The organism is Kribbibacterium absianum (assembly GCF_030067705.1).
Lineage (GTDB): Bacteria > Actinomycetota > Coriobacteriia > Coriobacteriales > Atopobiaceae > Kribbibacterium > Kribbibacterium absianum.
Genome location: NZ_JASJEX010000004.1, coordinates 192,588 through 219,255 on the forward strand (window position 1 = coordinate 192,588; position 26,668 = coordinate 219,255).

The following is a 26,668-nucleotide window of genomic DNA, read 5'->3' on the forward strand; positions in this document are numbered from 1 at the left end:
TTGCCCAGAGCACCGATTGCGTGCGCGCCGCGTTCCTCCAGCGCCAAAAGAGCCAGAGAATCCATAGGATTCCGATGCCCCCGGATGGGCCGGGCTATGATAGAGCCCGTGTTTCGAGCAACCAGCACTGCCGTCCCTAAGGAGCCCCCTTGAAGGTCCTCGCCATAGTGCCCGCCTACAACGAGGAGGAGAGCCTCGAGCGCACCATGACGAGCCTGCAAGCGGCCTGCCCGCAGGTGGACGTGCTCGTCATCAACGACGGTTCTCGGGACGCCACCGGCGAAATCTGCGACCGTAACGGCTACAACCACTTGGACATGCCCATCAACTGCGGTCTCACGGCCGGTTTCCAGGCCGGGATCAAGTACGCGTTGCGCAACGGTTACGACGCTGCCGTGCAGTTCGACGCCGACGGCCAGCACCTCCCCGAGTACATCCCCGCAATGGCAAAGGCCATGGAGGACGAGGACGCGGACATCGTGATCGCGAGCCGTTTCCTCGAAGGCGATCGCGGCCACTCGCTGCGGCACGTGGGCAACGCGCTCATTTCCGGCCTCATCAGGCTCACTACGGGCGTGCGCATCACCGATCCCACGAGCGGCATGCGCATGTATCGGAGGAACCTCTTCGAGGACTTCGCCCGCGGCTTTGACATCGGACCCGAGCCCGACTCCATCGCCATCCTCATCACGCAGGACAACGCTCGCGTGATGGAGGTCCCCGCCCAGATGCGCGACCGCGCCGCCGGTGAGAGCTACCTCAAGCCGGCTCGCGCGATCCAGTACATGGCGCGCACTTGCCTCAACATCCTCTTCTTCCAGTGGTTCAAGTAGGGAGACCCAATGAGCCTGCCCCAGAGAATCGTGCTCTTCTTGGGTGCCGTCTTTATCCTGGCGCTCATCTGCTCGGCCGTGAAGAAACGCCGCATCCAGATCGAGGACTCGCTCTTCTGGGTGTTCTTCGCCGCGCTGCTCGTGGTCATCGGGGCGTTCCCGCAGATTGCGTACTTCTTCAGCCACCTGCTTGGGTTCATCAGCCCGTCCAACTTTGTGTTCGCGGCGGTGATCGCCGTGTTGCTGGTGCGGGAGTTCCGCAACTCCTCGAAGATCAGCGTGCTGCGGTACCGGCTGGACCAGCTGGCGGAGGAAGTGGCGCTGGACAAGAACGAGGATGGGCGGGGGCGCGATCATGACCAGTGAGGTGCCGCTCGTTAGCGTGGTGATGCCGGTCTACAACGCGGGCCCTTCGCTGCAGCGTACCCTCGACGCGCTCGCCGCCCAGACCCACCCGCGCTGCGAGTTCCTCTGCGTGAACGACGGCAGCACGGACGACTCGCTGACGGTGCTGCAAGCCCAGGCCGCGCGCGACCCGCGCTTCCGAGTCATCGACCAGGGCAATGCCGGGGCGTACCGTGCGCGGTTCACGGGCATCGACGCCGCACAGGGCGACTACCTGGCCTTTTGCGACGCCGGGGATCTCCCTGCCCCGACCATGGTCGAGCGGCTTGTGAAAGAGGCCGAGAAGACCGACGCCGACCTTTCCGTGTGCGCTTATCGCCGAGCCTCGCTCGGCGGGCACGAGAAGGCCCGTCCGGAAATGACCGCGTTCTGCACCGGCGCACGGGCCGCCACGCCCGAGTCCGGTTGGCTCGTCACCGTGAACACCGCCCTCTGGAACAAACTGTACCGGCGCGACCTGGTGGCTTCCCTCGAGCCGCTTCCCGACCCTCCGCGCGTGGCCGAGGATGCGCTCTTTTTGCTGGAGCTGTATCCGCACGTAGGCACCGTGGCGTTCACGGAAGAGCCCCTCTATGACTACGTGGTCGAGGAGGGCTCGGCCATGCAGCAGGTGTCGGCCGAGGACTTTGGCCAGACCGTCGAGGCCTGGCGGGAGGTTCGCCGGCGTTTGGCTGCGAAGTCGCCGGCCTATCTCGAGCTCTTCGACCTTGCGGCCTTTGTGCACCTGGGAATATCGCTGCCCACGCGCATGGGCGGCTGCCTTCCCTACCGGGACATCCGGACGACGGTGGACCGGGAGTTCCCCCAGCAGCGGTGCACGTCGTTGCTCAGCCGAGAGTCCCTCCGAAAGCATCCCGGCCTCCGAACCGCGGCCTTCGCGCACGGGCTCTACCGGGCCGGCCTCATGACGCCGGCACTCGGCGCCTACAATCTGCTGAACCGGCTGAGCCCGTCGGAGATCAAGTGGTAGGACTCACTGGCCAGCGGGCGGCTCGGAGACTATGCCGTCCTCCTTGAGGTAGTGGTTGCCGTGCCGGTCCTCCTCGGGGGGCAGCTGCATATAGTCGCCGAAAATGCTTCCCAGGTACCGGTCGTAATTCGAGAAGATCTTGAACTTCTCGCCCTCGAAGTCCACGTCCATCAGGTCGTCGAAGAGGTCGGCCGGCATCAGCTCCTTCTCGGACGCGTAGGCACCGGCATAGGGATAGATTTGGGCCGTTCCCTCGCCCTCGTGGGACCGCATAATGGCCTCGCACTTGTCCACCAAGAACTGCCGGGGAATCAGCGCCGAGACGCCCCTCGCGACCGCATATGCCGCCTTCTGCATGGGCTGCTGCTTGTCGGGCGGCAGTTCAAAGCCGCTCTTCACAATCAGCAAATTGCGCCAGAGTGCCAGGCTCCTCTCGTCTCGTCTCCGCACAGCGGGATCGTCCGACACCTCGTCGTAGACAAAGATGTCCACCCACACGCCCTGGTGCATGTCCACGTCGCGGGAGTACTGCTCGAGAAGCCGGGTGCCGTTACGACGAACCTTGGCAAAGACAAACGCGCAGTTAGGCTCCGTGCTGAAGCACTGGAGGAAGTACTGCGGTGGCAGCTCGGTCTTGCAGAGCTCGATGAACCTCTCGTAGTCCGGGCGCGGCATGGCAAGATCCATGTCGTCGTCCCAAGGGATGAACCCTCCATGGCGCACGGCCCCGATGGCGCTCCCTCCCACCAACGAGCAGCGCAGGCCGTTCTCATCGCAGATTCGGAACACCTGCCTCGCGATGTCCAGCTCGGTCCTCTGGAGGCTGCGTAGGGTCTCTTCTTTCATCCCGCTCCCGATTCCTTCGTTTTCCTGAGACGACCTGCCTAACGCGCGACCTGGAGCGACTCGATAAGAGCCCGGAACATGTCGGGCAGGTCCATAGTCGGCGCCCACCCCAAGGCCTCCAGCTTCGAAACGTCCAGCGGCAGGTGATGCTCCGGCATGTACGGAAGGCCCTCCTCCAGCTCGAAGCGGACCGACACCGGACGCTCCTCGTCCAACTCCGACACCATTGCCGCCATGTCGGCGACCGAGCAGTACGTGGCCGGATTGGCGGCGTTGTAGCAGGCGCCCTTCTCGCCGCGGAGAAGGACGGCAAAAATGGCCGCCACGGCGTCCACGGTATAGAGGTACATGCGCGTGCTCTGGGCCGTGGTCTTGAGAACGATATCCTGGCCTTTGATCACGCTCTTGGCAAAGAGCGCGAAGACACGTCGGTCGTCCCAGGTCACACCGGGCCCGAAGGTCTGGGCCAACCGGAGAATCTTCGCGTTCACGTCGTACTCGGAGGCGTAGTCCACGCAGAGGTTCTCGGTCATGCGTTTGGCCTCGGAATAGCAGCTGCGCACAGACAGGGGCTGGACGTCGCCGCACATCTCCTCAGTGAGGAGCCGTTTCATGCCAGGCTCGGGGAACCCCTGCCCGTACACCTCCATGCTCGAGAGGAAGACGACGCTCCGAGCATCGCAACGACGCGCCTGGTCCAGCACCCAGTTGGTCCCGTCGATGGCCGTGAGAACCGTCTCGACCGGATGGCTCACAAAGAACTCGGAGGCGGTGGGGCTCCCCGCATGAACCGCGTAGTCAAAGGCCACGTCCAACCCCTCCGGCCGGGCCAGGTCACCCTCCAGGATGGAAAGACCGTCGTCCTCCGAAAAGCCATGGAACACTCGCTGCGCCTTCTCAGCGTTGCGAGCCATCGCGATCACGCCAATGGGCTCGACCTCCGGATGGGCCCGATTGTAGACGAGCGCAGCCTTCGCACAGAGGGAGCCAATCAGCCCCGTGGAGCCCGTGACCAAGAGGCGTCGGCCGCTCAGCTCGCTGAACCCCACACTCTCGGACGCGACCAACTCTTCGATGGTTTTCACGGGGGCTCCTCTACGCTCGATGGGTACCGAACCATTCTCGACCATTTGTGACCGGGCGCCCGACCGAGAGGGCGCGCACACGAAGCCCCCAAGTGCAGCCGTTAGAATGCATCCGTCCTGCCGCCGCCAACCTAGAGGAAGCCCATGGCCTATCGCACGTTGGTCGTCATCTTCGCCGGGGGCACCGGCTCGCGCATGCAAGGTGCGAAGATCCCCAAACAGTTCCTGATGTCTGGGGGCAAGCCCATCATCGCCCACACCATCTCCAAGTTCCAGGAGGCACCAGGTGTGGACGGCATCGTGGTGGTATCCATCGAAAGCGGGATCCCCTACCTCCGGGAGGTCGTGGAGCAGAACGGGTTCAGCAAGGTGCTGTCGATCGTTCCGGGCGGCGAGACGGGCCAGGACTCCATCTTCCGCGGCCTTGACGAGATACACCGGCTCGGAATCGCCGACGAGGACACGGTCGTGCTTATCCATGACGGCGTGCGCCCCCTAATCGACGCCCCCACCATCGAGGCCTGCGCGCGGTCCGTGCGGGAACGCGGCTGCACCGCCACCGTGGCACCGGTGGTCGAGACCGTGATCGAGGAGCAGGACGGCAAAGTGGTTGACGTGCTGGACCGCTCGCGTTGCAAACTGGCCCGCGCGCCCCAAGGCTTCACGTTCTGCGAGCTGTACCAGGCACACCTCACCGCCCGGGCAAACGGCTTGCACGACTTCATCGACTCTGTGTCGATGATGGCGCACTTCGGCTACCAGATCTTCACTGTCGACGGCCCGGTGGACAACATCAAGATCACGACGCGCCGCGACTACTTCTCGTTCAAAGGCTTCACGGATTACAACGAGCTGTCGCAGTTCTGGAGCGAAGGTTAGGCCGGCACGGAGGGCTAGCGACCGCGCTCCTTCCCCAGCATGGCCTTCCCTTCCTTGCGCCCGCGCATCATCGCGCGCAGGTTCTCGAGCCCGTGAGGCTCCAGCGCAGTGCCGCGGAAGAACGTGCAGAGCAGACTGAAGTCCAGGAACCTCCCGTCATCGGTGCCCTTGAACTCGTCCTGCAGGATGGTCTGAGAGCGCACCTTGTCCTCCCAGCGGGAGGCCGGGTAGTTCTCCGAGAAGAGCGCCTGACGCCCCTCGGGGTCCCGGAAGGTGAAGGGAACGTGCACTGGCACCCAGGCAGGGAACAGCACGTTCACCGAGCGCTTGCCGATCTCGTGGTCGATGGTGGCAAGAGACGTGATAGCCACGACGAAACCGGCCCGGCGCAGCGCGTAGCAGAATCCGATGTCGACCCAGTCCAAGAAGAGCCGCTCGTCGTAGCCGCCCACGGCCTCCCAGGCCTGAAGGCTCACCAGCGACCCGGACGTCAGCACGTCGCGCCGATCCTGTACGAGCGCCTCCCCTTCCACATGGGCGTTGGAGAACCCGAGGTTGCGGTCGTGGACAGTGGGCCCCACCACGCCGAGACGGGCACCGCTTGCGCGAACCAAGCCCGCCGCCTCCTGCAGACCGGCCACCATGCCCGGCGTGGAGACGCTGTCCTGATCCAAGAAGAGCACCTCGGACGCGCCGTCCTCCTTGGCCGCCCTTGCCAGCGCGTTGAGCGCCACCGCGATGCCGCGGTTCTCAGGGAACGGTAGGAAGCGCGCGCACGGGAACTCCTGCACCAGCGCGCGGACGGCGCTCGAGTCGTCCGACCCGTTGTCGAACACAAACAACCGGGAAACCTGCGGAGAGATGGCGGAAAGGTTCTCCCGGAGCCGTCCCAGCTCCGGGTTGAAGGTGACAATACCAGCGCAAACACGACGGGCGTCCATGGAGTGACAGGCCTCTTTCCCCGGCTCCCCATCTCGCCCTGGCAGACAAGGACGCCGGCCTATGAAGGTCATTGCTTTTTATCTTCCGCAGTTTCACACCATTCCCGAGAACGACGAGTGGTGGGGCAAGGACTTCACGGAATGGGTGAACGTCAGGAAGGCGGAACCGCTTTTTGAGGGCCACCAGCAGCCGCGTGTCCCGAAGGGTGAGAACTACTACAACCTGCTGAACCCCCAGGTCCAGGCCTGGCAGGCGCAGTTGGCCCGCGAGGCCGGCGTCTACGGCTTCTGCTACTACCACTACTGGTTCAACGGCAAGCTGCTGCTCGAGAAGCCGATGGAGAACATGCTGGCCGACCCGTCCATCGACATCCCCTTCTGCATCAGTTGGGCCAACGAGGCGTGGACCAAGGCTTGGGTGAACGAGAACCAGGTGCTCATCCCCCAGCACTACGGCCAGAAGAAGGAATGGAAGGAGCACTTCGACTATCTCCTCCCCTTCTTCCAAGACCCCCGCTACATCAAGAACGACAACCGGCCGCTGCTGATCATCTACCGCCCCGAGGTGATCGGCTGCCTCAACGAGATGCTCGACTATTGGCAGGAACTGGCACGCGAAGCAGGATTTGACGGTCTGTACCTGGGTCACCAGTACGCCGGCCTCGACCTCATCGACGGGGCTGACGACAGCCGCTTCCAATTCGACATCGAGTTCCAACCCATCTACGGACGCTTCCCGAAGGTAGCTCCTGGCATCAAGAGCAAGCTCTTCAACGCCGCCGCACAGGTGAAGCGCAAGACCTTCGCCGCCTACGAGAAGGCCACCGGCGTGGATCTCGATCGAAAGATCGGCAACCGGGCGGAGCGGAGCACCGGCCCCGAGCAGTACAGCTACGACGAGGTCTGGGAGCGCATCCTCACGAGCGACCCCGTCTCGCCCAAGTCGGTGCCGGGCGGCTTCGTGGCCTGGGACAACACGCCGCGCAAGGGTCGCAACGGCACGGTGAGCGTAGGCGCCTGCCCCGAGCGCTTCCGCGAGTACATGGCCCGGCAGATCGAGCGCGCCAAGGACGTGTACCACAGCGACTACATCTTCCTCACCGCCTGGAACGAGTGGGCCGAGGGCAGCTACCTGGAGCCCGACGAGACCTTTGGCGACGGCTATCTGCGCGCCCTCGAGAGCGCCCTGGAGGAGACGGGCGAGATGCCCCAGGGCTACGGTCGCAAGGAGGAGCAGGCGTGACCGGGAAGAGCCCCGTCCTCGACATCCTCCTGACCACGCACAACGGCCAGGAGTTCCTGGAGGAGCAGGTGCGGTCCATCCAGGTACAGACCTTCGAGGACTGGCGCCTGGTGGTCTCAGACGACGCCTCCACCGACGGCAGCGTGGAGCTGGTGAAGTCCCTCGCCGAGCAGGACCCCCGCATCGAGCTGCTCCCTGAGCGCGGCCCCTTTGGCAGCGCCAAGGCCAACTTCTTCCACGCGATGGAGCACGCCCGGGCCCCCTACATCGCGCTGGCGGACCAGGACGACGTCTGGCTCCCGGAGAAGCTCGAGCGCTGCCTCGCGCGCCTGCAGGCCATCGAGGCCGGGCGGGGGTCCGAGACCCCGGCCCTCGTCTTCTGCGACGCCGCAGTGGTGGACCGGGACCTGGAGATCATCGCGCCCTCCTTCTCGGAGCACGCGGACCTGCTCGTCCACGACCTGCGCCTCCAGAAGCTCCTCATCAACAACGTGGCCGCCGGCTGCACGATGGTCTTCAACCGGGCGCTCTTGGAGCGCGCCCTCGTGCCCCAGGCTGCCGAGACCGTCTTCATGCACGACTGGTGGCTCGTGCTCGTGGCCGCGGCCACCGGCGTGCTCGAGTTCCTCGACGAGCCCCTCAATCTCTACCGTCAGCACGGCGACAACGAGATCGGCGCCCTGCGGCGCAACTGGCGCTCGCACCTGATCACGCCGCTCACGGGCGGTCTGGCGATCCGTCGGAACCAGGCGCGCCTGTTGCTGGATCACTGCGGTGACCAGATGCGCTCTGAAGACCGCGCCTGCGTGGCCGAGTACGCGCAGATGGGTTCCGGCGGTCCCGTCGGCAGCCTCACACACCTCGCCCGGAGCGGCGCTTGGGGACGGCCAGCCGAGAGGGTCGGCGACGCGTTTGGCGCGGTGCTTCTCGGCTTCCAGGAGCTCTGAGGACGGCGGAAGGTCTCTGGAGGCCCCGTCCCGCTCGCCCGCTCTGCCGCCCGTGCGCCTAGCATGACGGTGTCCCCGTACACTCGAAGGAGGTTCTCCCGATGGAGGCAGCGCCTGCTCCTCGCTCCTATCGCCACGTAATCCTCACGCGGTTCAACATCCCCCAGAACTTCGCGAACGGCCGCAACCCGCGCGTGCAGGCCCTCGATGCCCGCACGGACGTACCGTACCTGGAGGGGCGCTTCCGGCTCTTCGAGGAGTTCACGTTCCCGTCCATCGCCCAACAGGCCTGCCAGGACTTCACCTGGTGCGTGCTCTTCAGCGACCAGACACCCCTGCAGTTCAAGGAGCGCAACGCCCAGCTGACCGAGCGGCTCCCCAGCTACCGGCCCCTCTACCTCACCGACGACGAGGCAGGGCACCTGGATCGCTACGTGGACGCTCTGCTCCACGAAGAGCCCTGCGCCCACGTGCTCACCACGCGCATCGACAACGACGACGCCATCTCCTGCCGCTTTGTGGCGGACCTCCATGCCTATCTGGACGCCGAGCCGCCCGAGAAGGCGGTGCTCTCCTTCCCCTATGGCCTCCAGTACGCGCCGGCCGCGAAGCTCGTATGCCAGCAGCACATCTTCGGCAACCACTTCATCAGCTTCTTCGAGCCCCTGGGTCTCGCCAACCGCTGCATCCTCGGCTTCCATCACTCCTTCCCGCCCCAGGACATGGAGCGGGTAGCCTTGGAGGAGAAGGGCCGGCCCATGTGGATGGAGGTGGTGCACGGCAGCAACTTCGCGAACCAGCTGGACGTGACGCCGCCGCACCCGGTGCTGGATCCGAGCGGGCTCTTTGACGAGTTCCCGATCACGCTCGAGTGGGGGCCCGCGGACACAGCGGCCGCCGTTGCCTCCGTGGCCGAGCGGCTCGCCGCCCAGGGGGCCGACGCTGCCGTCAAGACCGCGCAGAGCGGAGGCCGCTTCCTCGGACGCCTCCTGGAGCCCGTCGCCTCCCTGTTTGGAAAGAGGTACTCATGAGCCAGACCCCCTTCTCCATTGTCTACGTGGTTTCCGGCGCCGGGAGCGACCCCTTCACCGAGCAGTGCCTCGTCTCCATCGACTCCCTGCGCCGGGTGATGCCAGACGCGCCTGTCACCGTGTTCATGGACCGGCCCACGTTCGACGGGCTCGGCGACCTCATCGCCCCGTTCGAGCGCCTGCGCACCACGCTGGACGTCGTGGACCTGCCGGAGGACTGGAGCGGCCTCAAGCGCTCGGGCTTCCTCAAGACCTCGCTCTTTGACCGCATGGCCGGGGACTTCCTGTTCTTGGACACCGACACCGTGGTGTGCGACGACCTCTCCCCTATCTCGGCCTACAAGGGTAACCTTCTGGCCGTGCCGGACCGCAACTGCAGATTCCAGGACAACCCCACGCGCGCCCACATGCAGGAGAGTGCTACCAAGCTGGGCGGCCGTCCGGCTTGGGGCGGCGTGCAGTTCAACAACGGCGTGCTCTTTGTGCGCCATACCGAGGAGGCCGGGCGGTTCTTCTCGGCCTGGCACCAGCTCTGGCTGGACGGCCTCGAGCGCGGAGTGCTCGGCGACCAGCCGGCAATGAACGAGGTTAACTGCCGCTTCTCGGGTGCCATCACGCAGATTCCGGCAGTCTGGAACTGCCAGCTGGATCAATGCGGTCAATGGCTGCCGGCCCTGGGCGGGGCGAAGGTGCTCCACTACCTCGGAGACCACTCGGACGAGACGGCTCTCTACGCACTCAATCTCCCTGACACCCTAGCCTACGGCGCCACAGGCCCTTCTCCAGCCACAGCGGCAGTACTGGAGGATCCCAAGGCTGCCGTGCAGGCTCCTCAGCTGATCCTTATGAAGGAGCAGGACGCCCGGGCGACGCGAAGCCCGCTCTTCTCGCAAATCAAGCGACTCAGCTATGTAATTCACGGCAAGTAATCCCCAAGAAAGGAAGCTCCATGGCTGACGAGCTGTTCCTGAGTGTCGTGGTGCCGGTCTATAAGATTCCCGAGGACCTCTTGCGTGCCTGCCTGGCCTCGCTGGCGGCCCAGCCCGGCAACGATTTGGAGTTCATCGTCATCGACGACGGCTCGCCGGATCGCTGCGGCACCATCTGCGACGAGGTGGCAGCCACGGACGAGCGGTTCTCGGTGCTCCACACCCCCAACCAGGGCGTGGCGGTTGCGCGCAACACGGGAATCGACCACGCCCGGGGCTCCCACGTGCTCTTTGTGGACGGCGACGACCAGCTGCCGGAGGGCACGGTGGCATGTCTGCGCTCCCGCCGCACGGAGCTGGGCGACATCACCTGCTGCGAAGCCCACTTCCAGACCGAGAACGGCGGCCACGACATCGTGCTGCCGCCGAACCTCTCCCAGGCCACGCCGTCCGAGATCGCTCTCTCCGTCGTGCGCCAGGACATGGGCGGCGGCCCCGTAAGCGGCACCCAGTACACCTGGGGGTCCATCTGGGGCAAGGTGTTCGACCGGGAGTTTTTGGACGACGACCTGCGGTTCCCGGTGGGCGTGCGCAAAGCCCAGGACCGAGTGTTCATGCTCGAGGCCCTGGCCAAGGAGCCGCGCCTCGCGTTCCTGCGCCACGTGACCTACGTCTACGTGCGCAACGGCAGCTCCATCTGCCAGGCCTTTAACCCCCAGATGGCCGCCATCGAGCGGCAGTCCGTGAACGCGCTGCGCGGGGCCATCCTTGGCTGTTACAGCGGTCACCTGCGCGTGGAGCTGCTCAACGCGCTGCCGGTCTTTGGGTGCCTCGCCTTTATCGAGGTCCTAACTAACGAGACCTTCAGCCCTCAGAACCCGGCACGACTGGCCGAGCGCCATGCGAATTTCCTTGCCCTCTGCCGCAGTTATTCCTGGGCGTTTCAGGGAGCCGTCGGCCAGACGATCCAGCTAGTGACCTACGACCTGCTGCGTCCCTGTCTGGAGCGGCGCCTCTACAACGCAGCCTTCGCGGTGGCGCAGGCTATCTTTCTACGCCGACAGGCCCTGGAGAGCGCCAAGTACTAGCAGCCAAGCAGGCACACATCAGGCCTTGAGCATGGACTTGATGAACTTGAGCTGACCTGTGGTGCCGTAGGCCACAACAAAGACGACGAGGCCGACGAGACACTTCACCACAAGGGACCCGAAGACGCCCAGTGTGACCAGCGAACCGACCCACCAAGCCAGCGCGCCTGCCACGACTGCGGTAAGGACATCTGGCACGAACTGCTTGAAGCACGCTGCGGACTCGTGGAAGCCGGCCTTCACGAGCACACCGAACGACACGAACACGTGCAACACAAAGGCAACGGCAATGCAGTCGGCAATGGTCTGCAAGCTCCCGCTAACGATGCCGACCGCTAGGCCCGCGAGCGTGATGCCGGTGTTGATGAGCCCGACCCGAAACATGAGGTCGGTGCGGCCGATGCTTTGATAGAAGCCCCCGGTGGAGTTGCCCAGCATCTGGGTGTACACCGAGAAAGACAGCGCCTGAAAGAGCGGCACGGAGGCCGCCCACTGGGGGCCGTACATGATAGCGATAATCTCGCTCGCGCAGACCACCAAGCACGCGGCAATAGGCGCGCCAATCAAGCTGATGAGCTTTGTGAGCTTGCGCCAGAAAGCAAAGATGTAGCTGGGCTCGTCCTGATGCTCGGCCATGTAGGGCTGCACGATGCCTGAGATGAGGCTGGAGAACATGCTCATAGGATAAGTCGTGAGACTATAGGATTTTGAGTAGTAGCCAAGCTGGGCATCACCGAAGAACTTGCCGATGAGCAGGTTATCGAGGTTGCGGCTGAAGTAGTTGACCGTGGTAAAGCCGAACTGGAACGACGAGTAGGAAAAAATCTCCCGCAGGGGCCCCATGAAGTGAATGTCAAGACGACGCAACGGCGAGAGCCAGAGGTTCCAAACAAAGGTGAGGAGAGCCGAGAGCACCGTCTGAAAGACCAACGCGTAGGCGCCCAAGCCCAACAGTGCTGCGGCCGATGCCACGGCACCGGAGACGACAGTGCAGACTACGAGACGGAAACCAATCTCGCGGAAGCGCTTGTCCCGGAGCATGAGACCATTCGGCACCATATTGAGGGTGTTGAACACGAGGGACGGCGCAGACGCCAGCAGCAATGGGACAAGCCCGTCATCGTCGTAGAAGAACGCAATCAGCGGCGAGATGCCACAGAACAGGACACCCAGCGCCAAAGCGAGCAGCAACGAGAACGTGAACACCTTCTCGTAGTCTTTCACCGTCAAATCGCGGAACTGCACAATGGCCGCGCCGATGCCCATGTCCGAGAAGACCGCGAAGAAGCTCGTGAACACCGTAACGATAGCGACCTCGCCAAACGCCTCGGGGCTGATTAGGCGCGAAAGAATGGCGGTGATGACCAGCTGAATCGCAACCGTCGCATACTTGGACACGAACTGGATAATCGCGGCGCCTTTGAACGAGACCGGCTGCTTGGTTGACAACGATCGCTCCAAATCTGCAAGTACTGCGATGAAGGCACTGATACACGGCGTTCGCAAAATGAGCGGAGAAAGCCAAGGGATTATTGTAGCGACCGGCTCCAGCGCCCCAAAGTCAGCCCGCAGAGGGGACAAAACCTCCGCTTCAGCCCGATGCAGGCCGTCGACCTCGTGAGCCTAGAGTTCCGTGCCCCTCGGAGGCTCCTTCGAGCCCTCATGCGGGTCGGCATCGACCGTTGCGTCGTCGAAACACGTGCTGTCCAAATGGTAGTGGTCCAGCAGCCGGCCCATCGCTTCGTCGTTCCCTCGGGGGCCGTTCACATGGTAGAGAGACACACGGTTGGTGCCCAGGATTTCGGCAGGCATCGCCCGCACTCCCGACAGCACCACGCTCGGTATGCCGTGACGGACCTCCTGAACCTTCAGCCAGATGTCGTCAGCCGTCGGGGCGAGCGTTTGAGAGAGGGGGAAATCGTCCAAGAGGGCCGGAAAGAGCTCGGGAGGATAGAGGGAGCCGGCTCCGGTCGTCACCATCGGAGACATCCGAGGGGTCGGGCACAGTTCGGACCACTGCAGGTCCCATTCAGTGTAGGGGAGCAGCTGCCCCGAGGAATCAAACTTGACCCTGTGGGCCCTCCTGCCGATGACCGCAGAGGGATACTCGGCATGGGCCTTCAAAAGGCTCTCTACGGTGTCCGGCTCGTACACCAGGTCGTCGTCGGCCAGGATTAGCAGGGAGTCGGGATAGTCCTCCATCGCGAACCGGTACTTCTTGTGGGAGAGGAAGTCCTCGTGTCCCGCAGAAATCACGAGTCCCTTGGACTCCAGCTCCAGAAGGTCCGCAGGCAGGTCGGCGCGAACCAGCGAGTCGTCCAAATACAGGACGATTCGAGTGGGAGCCACGGTCTGCATCATGAGACTCTTGATTGCGATCGACGCCGTGTTGACCCGGGTCCCGTACGAGGTCAGCGAGACGGTGACCTCCCGGCCTTGGAACCGGAACTCGGGATTCAGCGCCGGAGGCTCGGCCTTTGCGATTTGGCGCTCCCTTGGCTTGTCGCGATGCTTTCGGTACGTCCACCTCAGACTGTCCAAAGCGTCTTTGAAAACATTTCCACTCATCACCTGTGTCCTGTCTACGTCGGGGGACGCTCCTGAATCGGGCTCCTTGCGACTCGAGACGGGCATTCCGCACAGGCAAGTCTACCGCGCGTTTGGCAACGGAGGTCGCCTGCGAAGGAAGACGTCCCAAGGCGAGGACACTGCCATGGAATAATTCTTGGTAATACCCGGACCCGTTTCGCTGACGCTCGACTGCTGTCCAGTCTCTGGGACAATCCTGCCGGATCACCTAGCATCGCGCCCATCTTCCGAGGAGACTTCTTGGTTCCCCACACTATTGCCCGAGGATTCCCCAGGCCGTGTCTTGTGCGCGTCCTGGTCCTGGCCGTTACCGTCACGTTCGCGGCCATGTGCCTCTCCCTGTTTTGCGCTATCGCCGGGCAATCCGGCCTCACGCTGCAATCGTTCGTGACCGCACCGACCACGTGGCTCGGATTCCTCGGCTGGGCAGTAGGACTGTGCGCACTCATCGGGTTCGTCTCCATGGCGTCCGTCCTGGACTTTGCCTTCCATCATCGCATCTTCATTGGCATTGCGACGATCGTCCTGTGCGTGTTCTTTAACGTGAGCGGTTCCTCGATAGGCATGTGGGCGACACCCAGCGGCTGCAACCTGGCCTCGGAAAACGCTGGGCTGCTCTTCGGGACAGCGCGCGGTATTCGCACGGACGAGTGGCTCGTGCTCACTCCCTTCTTCTCGGCCCAAGGCGCGACCGGATTCCCGCTGATCTCCGAAACCATCCGCGGCGCGTCCACGGTCACGAGCGTGGTCTATGCGCTCCCCTCTTGGAGCCTGCCGATTCTGTTTCACCCGTTTCTAGCGGGGTTCCTCCTCCTCGGCTTTGACCGCGGGCTGGCGTTTTTTTGGTCGGCGCGCCTTGTGTGCCTCTTTCTCGCCAGCACCGAGTTGGGGCTTCTGCTGTTCCGCCGGCGGAGGGGCATCGCGATGGCCTTCGGTCTCGTATGCACCTTTGCACCGCACGCACAGTGGTGGATAGCAATCAATGGGATAGCAGAGCTCTTCATCTTCGGGTCGATGTTGGTGGTTTTGCTCCACCGCTTCTTGGCCGCGGAAACCGCACGGCAACGGTGGCTCTGCGCAGTGGGGCTTTTCTGGTGTGCGGGTTGCTACCTCTGGATTCTCTACCCGGCTTGGCAAATCCTGTTCTTCTATGTGTTCCTGTTGCTGGGAGCAGGGATTGCGATCCAATGGTTCCGAGCGGGCGGCCGACTCTCCCTCTGGCAGTGGATGCCTCCGCTGGCCGTCTGTGGGATTTTCTGGATCGGACTTATGGGCGCCTGCGCATGGCTCGGATGGCCAGCCATTCAGGCGACGCTCTCTACGGTGTACCCTGGTGCCCGCGATGTCTCTGGCGGCGACGGACCGTCCTTGGTCAAGAGCATCTTCAGCTACCTTTCGGCACTTGGTCTCGCACCAGCAGGCGCTGGGCTCACCACTGCGTCGTCCTTCTTCACGTTCTTTCCGCTGGGTCTGGTGTTCGGAATCGCCTCATGTCTGCGTCGGGACAAGCTCTCAATCGCCCTGGCGTCCTTGGCCGCCTGCTTTCTCCTCTTTATGTACGTTGAAATCCCCGTCTGGCTCGCCAAAATCACTTTCTTGTCTCAGGTGCTAACGGAGCGCTGCCCTATGGCAATTGGGTACATCGAGACGCTTCTGTGCTTCCGTGCGCTGACCCTAGCCTCGGGCGGAGATCGTAAAACCCGGCGCTATTATGGCGTGGCTCTGGCGTTGGCCCTCGTGCTGGGACTCGGACTCACGGTGCGAGCCTCACAGAGCTATCCGTACCCGTTGGTGTTGTTGTGCCTCTTATTCGGCTGCCCGCTCGTGCTCTTTGTCGGCAACCTCGGCTGCTTTCTGGCCGCTCCCTGCACTGGCCGAGCGCGACGGACGGCACTTGCCTGCGCCGTGATGCTCTGCGTGCTCCCTGGCGCTCTTGCGAACCCCATCCAGCAGGGCACTGCCATCCTCACAGACAGTTCTTCGGCTCGCGTCATCCGCGAGCTGGTAGCGAGCGACCCCGATGCTCTCTGGGCCAGTGAGCGCAACGAAGTGGCCCAGTATTGCGTGGCCAACGGCGCGGCGACCATCAACAGCGTCAATGTCTATCCGGACCTCGAGCGCTGGCATCGAGTGGATCCGACCGGCCGGTACGAGGACATCTACAACCGCTACGCGCATATTCGGGTGAACGTCCAGGACGAGCACGCCACCACATTCGAGTTGGTGCAAGCCGACCTGTTCTCAGTAGACCTTTCAGTCGAGGACGTCAGAACCCTCGGCATCGACTACTACGTGAGCAGTCAGGACATGACAGCCCTGGACAGCGCGGACGTGGCGTTCACTCCAGTGGCGTCGCTGGAGGGCGGGTGGACGATCTACCATGTGGAGTGAGGTCGCGCAACGCGGCACCAGAAGGCATACCGTGCGCCGTCGCAGCGCTCGCCATGGCCGTCGTGCCGCCGTCTGTTCGAGGGCCAGCAAACGCGCCCATGTTAAGAACCCGGGCGGTCTTATTCCCGGGAAGGTGCCCGTTGACTAAGCTATTCAAACGACGCGTGATCTACTTGGATGTCATCCGAGTGGTCGCCTGCTTCCTCGTCATCGTGAACCACACCAACAGCGAGATCTTCCTGGACACGGCCCCCAACGCCACATGGTTCGCCTCGCTCGCCTACTTCTTCGTGTCCAAGACAGCGGTGCCCCTCTTCCTGATGGTCTCTGGAGCCGTGCTGCTCGGTCGCACCGACCCTCCGCGCAAACACTGGCAGCGGCTTGCCCGCGTGCTCGTGGCGCTGATCCTCTTTAGCGGGGTCTACTGGATCGCCGCCGGCAACGGGCTCGACCCCGTTGGTTTCGTCGGAACCGTCTCCAAGGGGGCCGGTCACCCGCGCGTTCTGGTACCTCTACCTCTACTTGGGGATCTTGCTGAGCCTGCCGCTGCTCCAGCGGCTCGCGTCCGTAATGACGAAGGCCGATTATCTCTATCTTTTCGCCCTGAGCCTCGGCCTGGTGGCCTTCTCGTCCATTCTCGGGCGTTACGGGTCCGCAGTTCTCGCACTGCCCGACCAGATGCTCAACGGCATGAGCCTGTTCAGCTCGGTGGTCTCCGTCCTCTTCGCCGGTTACTACATCGAGACGTGGCTGGAGCCGAACCGCACCTGCGTCGTCTGCGCCCTGGTCCTGTACCTGGGACTTCTGGCGTTCCAGCTGGGCATGACCTATCAGGAGTACCTCGCCAATCCCGGGAGCTACCTCTTCCTTGACGACCGGTTCGGCGCGCCCATCGTGCTCCAGGCCATGGCCCTGTTCGTGGTCGCGAAGTACGCGCTCGGCCGGGTCGAGCCGGCTCCTGCCGCCCAGAGCTTTATCACCACGCTCGGAGTGGGTTCCTTTGGCGTCTATCTGGTCTCGGATTTGGTGATCGCGCACACGGAGGGCGTCTTTGAGCTGCTCTCACACGCGATGCACCCATTGGGGGCCGTGGTCCTGTGGGAGCTGGTGGTGGTTGCCATCGGCTACGGCGTAAGCTGGCTCCTCTGGAAGATTCCGGGCGTCCGACGCATTCTGTAGGCCCTGAGCCTGTTCCGCGACCTTCCTAGAACCTCACCAAGAACCCCAGCGCGATCATCACCCACGCAAGCAGCGACTGCAGGGCGGCGAACACGTCCGCAGGATTCTGGGCAGCGGGGCGCCAACGCTCGGGAAGCCTCTCAGCCACCGGGCCGAGCACGCGCCGTTGCACCCACGCCCGGCTCCGCGTGCCCAGGTTCAGCACCAAGAGAAGCACCAACGGCAGGTACAGCAACATGTAGCGCATCTGCATGCCGAGGATGTAGTCCGCCCCCACGTTGGTGTAGCCCAGGTACAGCGAGATGGCCGGCAAGCAGTAGGCCAGCACGATACCCACGATGGCTGCGATGCGCAGCGCTCTGCTCGGCCAGCCGTCGTCCGCCTGCGTGCGGTCGCAGCTTGTGGCGAGAGCGAGCAGCGCGATCTCACCCACCGTCCAAAGGGGCCAGAGCACCGGGCGCGGCAGGTAGCAGAAGTTCACGAAGAGCTGCTCAAAGATGGGCCAGGGATTGAGGTAGCCGACGAACCAGACCACAAGAACCCACAGGAACCGCAGCGGGTTCTCGGCCATCTGGGCCAGCTGCTCGGCCGAGTCGATGTTCACCGTGGCGCTCGTCAGGGCCTCGCCACGACTGTCCGAGTAGCCGGACCCGCCGCGCGACAGGAAGGGGCCCATGAAGGTCCACGTCACACCGAGCGCCACGACGACACACGCGAGGATCCACAGGACGCGGGCACCCCTGGTGCGAAACTTTTTCTGAGGTAGGAAGAGCAGGAAGAGGCCGCCGGGGATCCAGGCCGCTTTGATGAGGACACCGAGTGTGAACGGCGCCAGTATCCAGAGCGCCCCGCCGAGCGTCAGGGGCTTCTCCGGCCGTTGCAGCTCGCCCACAAAGCTCGCAAAGCCCAGCAGCAGGAAACCGACACACCACGGGTCGTAGCTGTAGTTGCAGGCCTCGAAGAGCAGGATCGGCAAAAGGCCAATGGCGCACACGATGCGCTTGCCAGACTTGAGCCTCGTCATCGCCAGCCACACCAAGAGAATCCAGAAGAGCAGGTTCGTGAGCCGTCCCAGGAAGAGACGCAGCAGGTACGGCGCGCCGAGCAGGTCGCCAAGCCAGAGCCCGAGCGCGTTGGGGATGCGGCCCATAGTGGTCACGCCCCAAGCGAAGGACCCGTCGCTCACCTTGTAGGTGACATCGCCAAGCTCCGCGAACCGCCCGTTGGCCTTCTCCATCCCATCTTCAGTGAGAATCCCCTGCCAGTTGGGATCCCAGTCGTTGTCGGAGGTGCCCCAAGGCACAAGCCCCACCACATAAATGCCGTCCATGTCGTAGTTGATGGCATCGGCGCCAGTGGTCACAAAGGTCTCCCCCTGTGCGATCTGGTTCGCCACCTTGTAATGCACGTAGCCATCCCAGCTCACCGAGACGATCGTCGGCATGAATGCGCACATCAGAAGGCCAGTGGGTAGCGCCAGGAACAGGAACAGCCGCTCGGGGCTCTCCATCAAGGTGCGACGCCAACACCAGAGGAGCCACGCACAGGGCAGGAACACCACCCAGAACAGCGTGACGCGCCATTGCACGCCGAGGGCACCGAGCACAAGCGCCGTGACGACCGCGAGCGCCACGGCAATCCCGGCCTTTGAGAGCCCGGTTGGAGAGACAGAACGGGGCATGGAAGCCTTTCATCGGTTGTTCAAGGAGATGATCCCCCACTGCGCCGCGCCGGACGGGGCTCGTGCGCAGTTGGCGTGCAGGTTCCTCGTTAGTTTGCCGTTGCCAGTATCATCATGGACGCTCACAGCCCGGACAGAAGGAAATGCTCATGGCCTCGCCCGTCTGTTTCACCCCCAAGCCGCTCAACCAGGCCTCCGTGGCCGTCCTCGTCCCCTGCTACAACGAGTCCGTAACCATCGCCAAGGTGGTCGACGACTTCCGCGCGGCGCTCCCGGGCGCCACCATCTACGTCTACGACAACAACTCGACCGACGGCACCGCGGACATCGCCCGCGAGCACGGGGCGGTCGTGCACGTCGAGCCCCGCCAGGGCAAGGGCAACGTCGTGCGCCAGATGTTCCGGGATGTCGACGCGGACTACTACCTGATGGTGGACGGCGACGACACCTACCCCGCAGAAGCCGCGCGGTCGCTGCTCGAGCCCCTCGCGAACGGCACCGCGGACATGACCGTGGGCGACCGCCTCTCGAACGGCACCTACGCCGAGGAGAACACCCGGGCCATGCACGGCTTCGGCAACGACCTGGTCCGGTGGCTCATCAAGGCCATCTACGGCTACGCCTTCGACGACGTGATGACCGGCTACCGCGGGTTCACCCGCGCCTTCGTGAAAACCTGCCCCGTGCTCTCCCCCGGCTTCCAGGTGGAGACCGAGATCTCCATCTTCGCCGTGGATCGCCGCTGGCGCATCGTCGACGTGCCCATCGACTACCGCGACCGCCCCGAGGGGTCGGTCTCCAAGCTGGACACCGTCGGCGACGGCGTGAAGGTGCTATCATCCATCGCGAGCCTCTTCAAGGAGTACCGGCCCATGGCCTTCTTCGGGCTCTTCGCGGCGCTGCTCGTCCTCGTCGGCCTCGTCGTCGGCATCCCGGTGGTCGCGGAGTTCGCCAGGACCGGCCTGGTGCCCCGCCTCCCGACCGCCGTGGTTGCGACTGCCCTCTGTGGGTGCGGAGCGCTGAGCCTGGTCTGCGGCCTCATCCTCGAGACCACGGCCAAGGCGGCCCGCAAGCAGTGGGAGCTGGACGTGTACCGCGAGTACGAGCGGGAGATGCGCGACCGGTGACGCAGCTTATATCGCAATAAGAAAAACCGCCCGAGAAGGCCTTCCTTCTCGGGCGGTTCTTGTTTCTCGGATGAGCCGCTGGCTACTCCGCCTCGGCGAGGGCCTTCTTGGCGACCTCGGCCAGTTGCGCGAAGGTGTCGGCGTCCTCGTAGGCGATCTGGGAGAGCACCTTGCGGTCCAGCTCCACGCCGGCCAGCTTGAGGCCGTGCACGAAGTTGGAGTAGTTCATGTCGTTCATGCGGGCGGCCGCGTTGATGCGCTGGATCCAGAGCTTGCGGATGTCGCGCTTCTTGTTGCGACGGTCGCGGTACTGGTACTGCATGGAGTGGCGGCTCTGCTCCTTCATGCCGCGGAGGGTGCGGCTGGAGGTGCCGTAGTAGCCCTTGGTGCGCTCCTGGAGGGTGCGGCGCTTCTTCTTGGCCATCACTGCGCGCTTGACTCGTGCCATGTCTATCAACTCCTAAAACAGGGCGAGGTTCTCGGCCCCTTGCTGCTAAAGATTCGTGGCTGTGGGGCTTACTGACGGCCCTTGCCCATGCGCTGCTCGACGGTCTTCACGTCGGCCTTGTCGAGCACCTCTTCCTTGCGGAAGTTGCGGATGCGCTTCGGCGACTTCTTGGTGAGGATGTGGCTCTTGAAGGCGCGGGCGCGCATGATCTTGCCGGTGCCGGTGCGGCGGAAGCGCTTGGCGGTACCCTTGTGGGTCTTCATCTTGGGCATGCTAGTTCTCCTTCTTGTCCTTGCCCTCGGGCTCCTTCTCGTCGAAGGCGCCCTTGATGGGGGCGACGAGCATGTGCATGTTGCGGCCCTCCATCTTGGGCTGCTGCTCAACGGTCGCGTAAGGGCGCAGGTCCTCAGCGAGCCGGTCGAGGATCTTGCGGCCCTCCTCCGGGTGCGCCATCTCGCGGCCGCGGAACATGATCGTGATCTTGACGCGGGCGCCCTTCTTGAGGAAGCGCATCACGTGACCCTTCTTGGTCTCGTAGTCGCCCTTATCGATCTTGGGTCGGAACTTCATCTCTTTGATCTCGACCCGCTGCTGGTTCTTACGAGCGGCCTTGGCCTTGATGGCCTGCTCGTACTTGTACTTGCCGTAGTCCATGACCTTGCAGACCGGGGGATCGGCGTTGGGGGCGATCTCCACCAGGTCGAGGTTCTGGTCCTCGGCGATGCGCAGCGCGTCACGGATCCCGAAGAGACCCAGCTGCGAGCCGTCCACCCCAATGAGGCGGCAGGTCCTGGCGTTGATCTGGCCGTTGATGCGCGGCCCGTCGTTCTTGGCTATAGCGGTACACCTTCCTTTCGTGGCCTTGTCGGCCGTTGTGTAACAAAAAACCGGTGCGCTCGGGAGCCACCGGTCATCACAGCCAAAGGACAGGGCGCAGAGCCCTGGTGCAGTTGCATTGTGAGGACCAGTCAGCAGCCTTCGGTGGCGCCGATCAGGTGGGGACGGGGCTTTCGCGACATCCCGCTTGGGTGCGCAGAGTTCGCGCAACGGACTTGGATGATAGCACGTACGCACGTGCGGGGGCTCGGCGCACAAGAACTGCGCGAGACCGCCTCCCGGCGCGACGGCTCGTGGGGTGGCGCGCTTTGGAGGGGCGAGCTCTGGGGGGGCGCCCTCCCGCCCGCTGCGGACGTGCGCGGAATCGATTGTCCGCAAAACTCCCGGGCCGGTTGCGCGGAAATGACGGCCCAGTGGCCTTGTCCTCATGCGTTTCCTACTGTTTTGCCGCAGACATGGGTTGTGGAGAACCGTTTCCCCGCAACTCATTGCGGGGAAACGGTTCCGCGCAAACGACCGGCCGGAACGCGCTGTTTGAAGTCCCCCGTTTCCTGTGCCACCATCCTGTGCCAACCGTAGGGAGGGGTGCACTGTGTCCGGCGTGGTGTGCGCGTGGGTGCTCGGTGTCCTCGGCGTGCTGATGGACGCCTGGTTCATTGTCACGGACCGCAGGGGCGCGCTGCGACGAGCCGTGCCGCTCAAGGGCGCAGCCTCGGCGCTGTTCGCGGCTGTCGGACTGCTCGGCGCCGCTGGAAGCCCTTCCCTGTTCGCTTGGACGGTCGCGGCAGGGCTCGTGGCCGGCGCGCTTGGCGATGTCCTGATGGCCGCACGGCACCTCTGCGAGGGCACGGCCAAGAACGTGTTCCTCGGCGTGGGAATCGTCGCGTTCGCGCTTGGTCACGTGCTGTACCTCGCGGCCCTGCTCGGCGTTGGCGCGAACGTGCTGGCCACCGTGCTTTTGTCGGCAGCAATCTGCGCCGTGCTCTGGCCGTTCTTCGCCAAACGGGTCAAGGCGCCGACCCCGCTCATCGGCCGCCTGGGCTACAGCTACCTGGTCGTGGTCAGCACCATGTCCGCAGCCGCCATCGCCTGGGCTGTCTTCTCCCCCAGCCCGCAGTCTGTCTGCATGGCGATCGGCGCCGTGACGTTCGAGTTGAGCGACGCCTGCATGGTGCTGAACGGCTACAGCCTCCAGCCCGGACGGCCTCCCCGACCGTTCAATTTGGCCATCTACTACGCTGCACAGCTCTTGGTGGCCGCGTCACTGTGGCTGCCGGCCTAGCGCTCGCAGGCTCCCAGCATCCCAAGGAGCCGCGGTGCTGCCACTTTGGCCAGGCCTTCGAACGCCTCGGCGTCGCGAGAGACCAGCACGTCGGCTCCGCACGCGAGAAACGATGCGTGAACGATCTGGTCGTCCAGGTCGGGTTCGTCGAGGTCCAGAGCCGAGGAGATCAGCCGGGCATCGAGAGGCACCACTTCGAGCAGTTCCACCAGACCCCTGAGCACGCTCTGCACTTGCTCGCGGGTCGCATAGTGTCGCCCAGCGGAGTACGCGAACACAGCCAGGGAGTCCGCGCCACAGGCCAACGACAACTGGCCCTGTTCGGCCCTGCGGAAGACCTCCCGCGCGGCTTCGTGGTCCGGCCTTCCCCTGAAGGCCATGTCGACGAGGATGTTCGTGTCCAGGAGGGCTTTAAACATAGGAGGCCGCCCGCTCGACTTGGAGCTCTTTCGCATCCTTGTCAACGAGTTCGGGCGCATACCAGCCTTCGGTAAGAGCCAAAACTTCGCGCGCCGCCGCTGCCCGTCTTGCCTGGTCTGCCAGCTCCTCATAATTCGGAACCTCGCCAGTCCTGTCGACGTACTCGTACATGAGCCGAATCTGCTCAGAACCTGAGGTGCCGGCTCCTTCGAAGACCATATCGACCCGGTGTTTGCGGCTCTCCTCCACGCGCCCGGACACGACCGCTGTCTTCTCGCGCACCACTGTTGCCTGCGACATGTCCACCCCTCTCATCTGATTGTCTACATTTTCCCACCTTCTGTAGACACCGACACGACGCGTGACCGCGAGATTTCTCGGTACTGCGTTTTTCAGCATCTGAGGCGTCCCTGAAGGCTCCCTGTTTTATCCTGATGCAATCACTCTCAATCGGCGAGGAACCGGAGGTCCCATGGAGCTGCTGGAGGAGCGCATTCTGCGCGACGGAACGGTCAAGCCCGGCAACGTCCTCAAAGTGGACAACTTCTTGAATCACCAAGTGGACATCGAGCTGATCCATGCGATGGCCGACGAGTTCTGTCGGCTCTTCGCTGACTGCCCCATCACCAAAGTGCTCACCATCGAGGCCTCCGGCATCGCCATCGCGAGCATCGTCGCCGAGCAGCTGGGCGTTCCGATGGTCTTCGCCAAGAAGGCCCAGTCCATCAACCTCGATGGCGACCTCTACACCACGCAAATCGTGAGCTACACGCACAAGCGCACCTACGACGTGATCGTGTCCAAGAAGTTCATCTCACCGGACGACCACGTGCTGATCATCGACGACTTCCTCGCGAACGGCTGCGCGCTCAACGGCCTGATCGACCTCGTGACCCAGGCCGGCGCAACGATCGAGGGCATCGGCATCGCCATCGAGAAGGGCTTCCAGCCGGGCGGCGACGACCTCCGCGAGCGCGGGTACCGCCTAGAGTCGCTGGCCATCGTGGACGCGATGAATGCGGACACGGGCGAGATCGTCTTCCGGCACTAGCCGAGCAACACGAGACGTACCAGAGGGCCGGGGCGTGGAAAACGTCTCGGCTCTTTTGCATGGGCACCCGACGACTTGTGCGGAGCGCAGGTTCGCTTTTCCGATCGGGGCAACCTATGCGGCGCTTGTCTAGGCTGGATCGGAAAGGCCGACTTGTGCGGCGCGTATCTCGGTTTCCCCGACTAGGAGAACCTGTGCGGCGCACATAGCCCGCCATTCGTCCCATGCCACGCACAGGTTCGCTTTTCCGATCGGGACAACCTGTGCGACGCGCAGTGTTCGGACACAGTCTCGTGCCGCGCACAGGTTCGCGCACCCTTATCGAGGCAACCTGTGCGGCGCACGTCTAGGCCGGATCGGAAAATCCGACTTGTGCGGCGCATGTCTCGGCCACGCCGGCTGAGAGGACCTGTGCCACGCGCAGGGCCCGCAAGTCGTCCCATGCCGCGCACGGGTTCGCTTTTCCGATCAACGCGATCTGTGCGGCGCACACGTTCCAGGCTCCAACCTGCGCCCTGCACAGGTCGCTTGCGACTCCACTCGGGCGCCCTCGCCCAGCGGGGGTTCACAGCCGGTTCGACATTCCAGCTTTGTTACAGGCGCGAAATGTTCGGCCGATGCGCGATACACTGGCAACAGGAACTGCACACGCGCGTTGTACCTGCGGTTTTTGTCTCCTATACTTTCCGTGTTTATCGTCTGTCCCAGCGAGGAGAGAGGCTCTGTCATGGCTCGGTTTGTGGTCGAAGACTCGTTTTGGGAGCTGTTCCCCGACGCTTCCATCGGAGCAGTGGTGGTGCGCGGCATGAAGCCGGCCAGCGAGGTGACGGACGAGGAGCGCGCAGAGATCGAGAAGCTCCTGTCCGACGCCAACCGCGCCGCCGAGAGGCACCTGGACTCCCCCACCCTGTCCGAGAACCGCCCGGTGAAGGTGTGGCGCGAGGCCTACCAGAAGTTCAAGACCAAGCGCGGGGCCCGCGTCTCGATCGAGAACCTGCTGAAGCGCGTGCACAAGGACCGGCCCGTGGGGCCGATCACCCCGTCCGTGGACCTCTACAACGTGATCTCGCTCACGTACGCATTGCCCGTGGGCGGCGAGAACGTGGACGCGTTCGAGGGCGACCTGCGGCTGGGCACAACCGAGGGCGGCGACGCGTTCCGCGGCCTTGGCGAGGAGAAGGACGACCCCACGCTGCCCGGCGAGGTCTGCTACCGGGACGATGCGGGCGCGGTGTGCCGTTGCCTCAACTGGCGCGACGGGCAGCGAACGGCGCTCGACGACGACTCCGCGAACGCCTTCCTCGTGATCGAGTCCGTGGACCCGGAGCGCGCCGGCGACCTCGTCGCCGCAATTGACGAGCTGGCGGGCCTGGTGACGAAGTACCTGGGTGGCGCGGTGGTCGAGAAGCAAATCCTCACCCGCGACAACCCCACGATGCCGCTGGACTAGACAAAGGGACGGACGCCGGGGAGCCCCGGATTGGCCTCCTCGCGCGAGAAGCACGTCTCGGGGCAGGCCGTCGAACTGTTTACCTCCTATCGTCAGGATTCCGGCGCGACACCGGTTCCCCGCCCGTCCTGGGGTCGAGATGGGGCAAATCCCGCAACAGTTGACCCCGTATCGGCGCGCCGGCGCGAGCGAGCAGATTCGGGGCACTGAGCCCAAGCACATAGGGGCGCTACCAGACCGGCAGCGCCCCCATTCACATCCATCTATGAGTCACAACCCGTCGGATGGCGACTCATTGCCATTAGCCGCCGAGATAGGCCTTGCGCACGCGGTCGTCGTTCGCCAGTTCGGCCGCCGGGCCCTCCATCGAGACGTTGCCCGTCTCGAGCACATAGGCGCGGTCGGCGATCGAGAGCGCCTTCGAGGCGTTCTGCTCCACCAGAAGGATCGTGGTCCCGGCATTGTGCAGTGCCTTGATGATGTCGAAGATCTCGTCCACGAGAATGGGCGCGAGACCCATCGACGGCTCGTCGAGCATCAGCAGCGAGGGCCTCGACATCATCGCGCGGCCCATCGCGAGCATCTGCTGCTCACCGCCGGAGAGCGTGCCGGCGCGCTGCCACGCGCGCTCCTTGAGGAGCGGGAAGCGCTCGAAAACCGTCTCGATGGTCTCCTTCGCCTCGGCGTCGTTTCTCGTGTAGGCGCCCATCTCGAGGTTCTCGCGCACCGTCATGTTGAGGAACACGCGCCTGCCCTCGGGGCAGAGGGCCATGCCGCGGTTGACCACCTTGTGCGCGGGCACGTGCTGCAGGTTCTCGCCCTGGAACTCGATGGTGCCCTTGCGCGCCTTCAACAAGCCGGCGACGGTGTTGAGCGTCGTCGTCTTGCCGGCGCCGTTCGCACCGATCAGCGACACGATCTCGCCCTCGTTCACCTCGAAGGAGACGCCCTTGATGGCGTGGATGTTGCCGTAGTACACGTGGAGGTCGTCCACCTTGAGCAGCGGGTTCGCCATC

27 protein-coding genes and 1 pseudogene are annotated in these 26,668 nt (G+C 64.1%); 16 read left to right on the forward strand and 12 right to left on the reverse strand.

Annotated features, from left to right (window positions below):
- Nucleotides 1–149: 149 nt before the first annotated feature.
- From QJ043_RS08760 to QJ043_RS08770, 3 genes are read left to right on the forward strand one after another with little or no spacing between them, the layout of a single operon-like run.
- On the forward strand, nucleotides 150–833 hold the full coding sequence (locus QJ043_RS08760; RefSeq protein WP_283713326.1) for a glycosyltransferase family 2 protein: 684 nt from the start codon (nucleotides 150–152) through the stop codon (nucleotides 831–833).
- A gap of 9 nt (nucleotides 834–842) precedes the next feature.
- Complete coding sequence (locus tag QJ043_RS08765) at nucleotides 843–1,199, forward strand: DUF2304 domain-containing protein (protein ID WP_283713327.1); 357 nt, start codon at nucleotides 843–845, stop codon at nucleotides 1,197–1,199.
- Nucleotides 1,189–2,208: a glycosyltransferase family 2 protein gene (locus QJ043_RS08770; protein ID WP_283713328.1), complete on the forward strand. Its 1,020-nt coding sequence runs from the start codon at nucleotides 1,189–1,191 to the stop codon at nucleotides 2,206–2,208. The genes QJ043_RS08765 and QJ043_RS08770 overlap by 11 nt, the downstream gene beginning before the upstream one ends.
- A gap of 3 nt (nucleotides 2,209–2,211) precedes the next feature.
- On the opposite strand, the gene QJ043_RS08775 is transcribed toward QJ043_RS08770, so the two are convergent.
- Nucleotides 2,212–3,054, reverse strand: a complete 843-nt coding sequence (locus QJ043_RS08775) for a LicD family protein (protein WP_283713329.1) — start codon at nucleotides 3,052–3,054, stop codon at nucleotides 2,212–2,214.
- A 38-nt stretch (nucleotides 3,055–3,092) separates the two neighbouring features.
- Nucleotides 3,093–4,139 carry an NAD-dependent epimerase/dehydratase family protein gene (locus QJ043_RS08780; RefSeq protein WP_283713330.1) on the reverse strand — a complete coding sequence of 349 codons (1,047 nt, stop codon included), beginning with the start codon at nucleotides 4,137–4,139 and terminating at the stop codon, nucleotides 3,093–3,095.
- A gap of 144 nt (nucleotides 4,140–4,283) precedes the next feature.
- Between QJ043_RS08780 and QJ043_RS08785 the strand changes: the two genes are divergently transcribed.
- Entirely contained in the window at nucleotides 4,284–5,018 is a 735-nt protein-coding gene (locus QJ043_RS08785; protein WP_283713331.1) for an IspD/TarI family cytidylyltransferase, read from the forward strand.
- A gap of 14 nt (nucleotides 5,019–5,032) precedes the next feature.
- Here QJ043_RS08785 and QJ043_RS08790 read toward each other — a convergent pair whose 3' ends face one another.
- The gene (locus tag QJ043_RS08790; protein ID WP_347177806.1) at nucleotides 5,033–6,031 is read right to left on the reverse strand and encodes a glycosyltransferase; all 999 of its coding nucleotides are present in this window, start codon (nucleotides 6,029–6,031) and stop codon (nucleotides 5,033–5,035) included.
- Between QJ043_RS08790 and QJ043_RS08795 the strand changes: the two genes are divergently transcribed.
- From QJ043_RS08795 to QJ043_RS08815, 5 genes are all read left to right on the forward strand, one after another.
- On the forward strand, nucleotides 6,021–7,202 hold the full coding sequence (locus QJ043_RS08795) for a glycosyltransferase WbsX family protein (RefSeq protein ID WP_283713333.1): 1,182 nt from the start codon (nucleotides 6,021–6,023) through the stop codon (nucleotides 7,200–7,202). The two genes, QJ043_RS08790 and QJ043_RS08795, sit on opposite strands and share 11 nt — an antisense overlap.
- Nucleotides 7,199–8,149: a glycosyltransferase family 2 protein gene (locus QJ043_RS08800; protein WP_283713334.1), complete on the forward strand. Its 951-nt coding sequence runs from the start codon at nucleotides 7,199–7,201 to the stop codon at nucleotides 8,147–8,149. The genes QJ043_RS08795 and QJ043_RS08800 overlap by 4 nt, the downstream gene beginning before the upstream one ends.
- A 101-nt stretch (nucleotides 8,150–8,250) precedes the next feature.
- A complete protein-coding gene (locus tag QJ043_RS08805) occupies nucleotides 8,251–9,180 on the forward strand; it encodes a glycosyltransferase (RefSeq protein ID WP_283713335.1) in 930 nt (309 codons plus the stop codon).
- Entirely contained in the window at nucleotides 9,177–10,109 is a 933-nt protein-coding gene (locus QJ043_RS08810; RefSeq protein WP_283713336.1) for a glycosyltransferase, read from the forward strand. Before QJ043_RS08805 ends, QJ043_RS08810 begins: the two co-directional genes overlap by 4 nt.
- A 20-nt stretch (nucleotides 10,110–10,129) precedes the next feature.
- Entirely contained in the window at nucleotides 10,130–11,197 is a 1,068-nt protein-coding gene (locus QJ043_RS08815) for a glycosyltransferase family 2 protein (protein WP_283713337.1), read from the forward strand.
- A gap of 18 nt (nucleotides 11,198–11,215) precedes the next feature.
- Here the strand turns inward: QJ043_RS08815 and QJ043_RS08820 are convergent, their stop codons facing one another.
- Together QJ043_RS08820 and QJ043_RS08825 are read right to left on the reverse strand one after the other, a co-directional pair.
- Complete coding sequence (locus QJ043_RS08820; RefSeq protein WP_283713339.1) at nucleotides 11,216–12,646, reverse strand: lipopolysaccharide biosynthesis protein; 1,431 nt, start codon at nucleotides 12,644–12,646, stop codon at nucleotides 11,216–11,218.
- Between the two features lie 174 nt (nucleotides 12,647–12,820).
- The gene (locus QJ043_RS08825; protein ID WP_283722802.1) at nucleotides 12,821–13,831 is read right to left on the reverse strand and encodes a hypothetical protein; all 1,011 of its coding nucleotides are present in this window, start codon (nucleotides 13,829–13,831) and stop codon (nucleotides 12,821–12,823) included.
- 240 nt (nucleotides 13,832–14,071) lie between these two features.
- On the opposite strand from QJ043_RS08825, the gene QJ043_RS08830 reads away from it, so the two are divergent.
- The 3 genes and pseudogenes from QJ043_RS08830 (at nucleotide 14,072) to QJ043_RS08835 (ending at nucleotide 17,356) form a co-directional block, all read left to right on the forward strand.
- Entirely contained in the window at nucleotides 14,072–16,177 is a 2,106-nt protein-coding gene (locus tag QJ043_RS08830; RefSeq protein WP_283713341.1) for a DUF7657 domain-containing protein, read from the forward strand.
- 98 nt (nucleotides 16,178–16,275) lie between these two features.
- Nucleotides 16,276–16,596, forward strand: a pseudogene (locus QJ043_RS09825) (acyltransferase family protein); the annotation flags it as partial.
- A 37-nt stretch (nucleotides 16,597–16,633) separates the two neighbouring features.
- Entirely contained in the window at nucleotides 16,634–17,356 is a 723-nt protein-coding gene (locus QJ043_RS08835; protein WP_347177807.1) for an acyltransferase family protein, read from the forward strand.
- Between the two features lie 25 nt (nucleotides 17,357–17,381).
- On the opposite strand, the gene QJ043_RS08840 is transcribed toward QJ043_RS08835, so the two are convergent.
- Nucleotides 17,382–18,989 carry a DUF2142 domain-containing protein gene (locus QJ043_RS08840; RefSeq protein ID WP_283713343.1) on the reverse strand — a complete coding sequence of 536 codons (1,608 nt, stop codon included), beginning with the start codon at nucleotides 18,987–18,989 and terminating at the stop codon, nucleotides 17,382–17,384.
- 197 nt (nucleotides 18,990–19,186) lie between these two features.
- Here QJ043_RS08840 and QJ043_RS08845 point away from each other — a divergent pair, with 197 nt between their 5' ends.
- Nucleotides 19,187–20,164, forward strand: a complete 978-nt coding sequence (locus QJ043_RS08845; protein ID WP_283713344.1) for a glycosyltransferase family 2 protein — start codon at nucleotides 19,187–19,189, stop codon at nucleotides 20,162–20,164.
- Nucleotides 20,165–20,246: 82 nt separating this feature from the next.
- On the opposite strand, the gene rplT is transcribed toward QJ043_RS08845, so the two are convergent.
- The 3 genes from rplT to infC all read right to left on the reverse strand — a co-directional run bounded on the left by rplT (nucleotide 20,247) and on the right by infC (nucleotide 21,449).
- On the reverse strand, nucleotides 20,247–20,612 hold the full coding sequence (rplT, locus tag QJ043_RS08850; RefSeq protein WP_283713345.1) for a 50S ribosomal protein L20: 366 nt from the start codon (nucleotides 20,610–20,612) through the stop codon (nucleotides 20,247–20,249).
- A 68-nt stretch (nucleotides 20,613–20,680) separates the two neighbouring features.
- Entirely contained in the window at nucleotides 20,681–20,884 is a 204-nt protein-coding gene (gene rpmI, locus QJ043_RS08855; RefSeq protein WP_283713346.1) for a 50S ribosomal protein L35, read from the reverse strand.
- A 1-nt stretch (nucleotide 20,885) separates the two neighbouring features.
- Complete coding sequence (gene infC / locus QJ043_RS08860; RefSeq protein WP_283713405.1) at nucleotides 20,886–21,449, reverse strand: translation initiation factor IF-3; 564 nt, start codon at nucleotides 21,447–21,449, stop codon at nucleotides 20,886–20,888.
- 592 nt (nucleotides 21,450–22,041) lie between these two features.
- Between infC and QJ043_RS08865 the strand changes: the two genes are divergently transcribed.
- Nucleotides 22,042–22,731, forward strand: a complete 690-nt coding sequence (locus QJ043_RS08865) for a lysoplasmalogenase family protein (RefSeq protein WP_283713347.1) — start codon at nucleotides 22,042–22,044, stop codon at nucleotides 22,729–22,731.
- Here QJ043_RS08865 and QJ043_RS08870 read toward each other — a convergent pair.
- Both QJ043_RS08870 and QJ043_RS08875 read right to left on the reverse strand, forming a co-directional pair.
- The gene (locus QJ043_RS08870; RefSeq protein ID WP_283713348.1) at nucleotides 22,728–23,150 is read right to left on the reverse strand and encodes a type II toxin-antitoxin system VapC family toxin; all 423 of its coding nucleotides are present in this window, start codon (nucleotides 23,148–23,150) and stop codon (nucleotides 22,728–22,730) included. The genes QJ043_RS08865 and QJ043_RS08870 overlap by 4 nt on opposite strands.
- Entirely contained in the window at nucleotides 23,143–23,451 is a 309-nt protein-coding gene (locus QJ043_RS08875; protein ID WP_283713349.1) for a type II toxin-antitoxin system RelB/DinJ family antitoxin, read from the reverse strand. Before QJ043_RS08875 ends, QJ043_RS08870 begins: the two co-directional genes overlap by 8 nt.
- Nucleotides 23,452–23,623: 172 nt before the next feature.
- Between QJ043_RS08875 and QJ043_RS08880 the strand changes: the two genes are divergently transcribed.
- Nucleotides 23,624–24,202, forward strand: a complete 579-nt coding sequence (locus tag QJ043_RS08880) for a xanthine phosphoribosyltransferase (protein WP_283713350.1) — start codon at nucleotides 23,624–23,626, stop codon at nucleotides 24,200–24,202.
- A 727-nt stretch (nucleotides 24,203–24,929) separates the two neighbouring features.
- On the forward strand, nucleotides 24,930–25,652 hold the full coding sequence (locus QJ043_RS08885) for a B3/B4 domain-containing protein (RefSeq protein WP_283713351.1): 723 nt from the start codon (nucleotides 24,930–24,932) through the stop codon (nucleotides 25,650–25,652).
- Between the two features lie 301 nt (nucleotides 25,653–25,953).
- On the opposite strand, the gene QJ043_RS08890 is transcribed toward QJ043_RS08885, so the two are convergent.
- A complete protein-coding gene (locus QJ043_RS08890) occupies nucleotides 25,954–26,667 on the reverse strand; it encodes an ABC transporter ATP-binding protein (RefSeq protein ID WP_283713352.1) in 714 nt (237 codons plus the stop codon).
- Nucleotide 26,668: the final 1 nt, after the last annotated feature.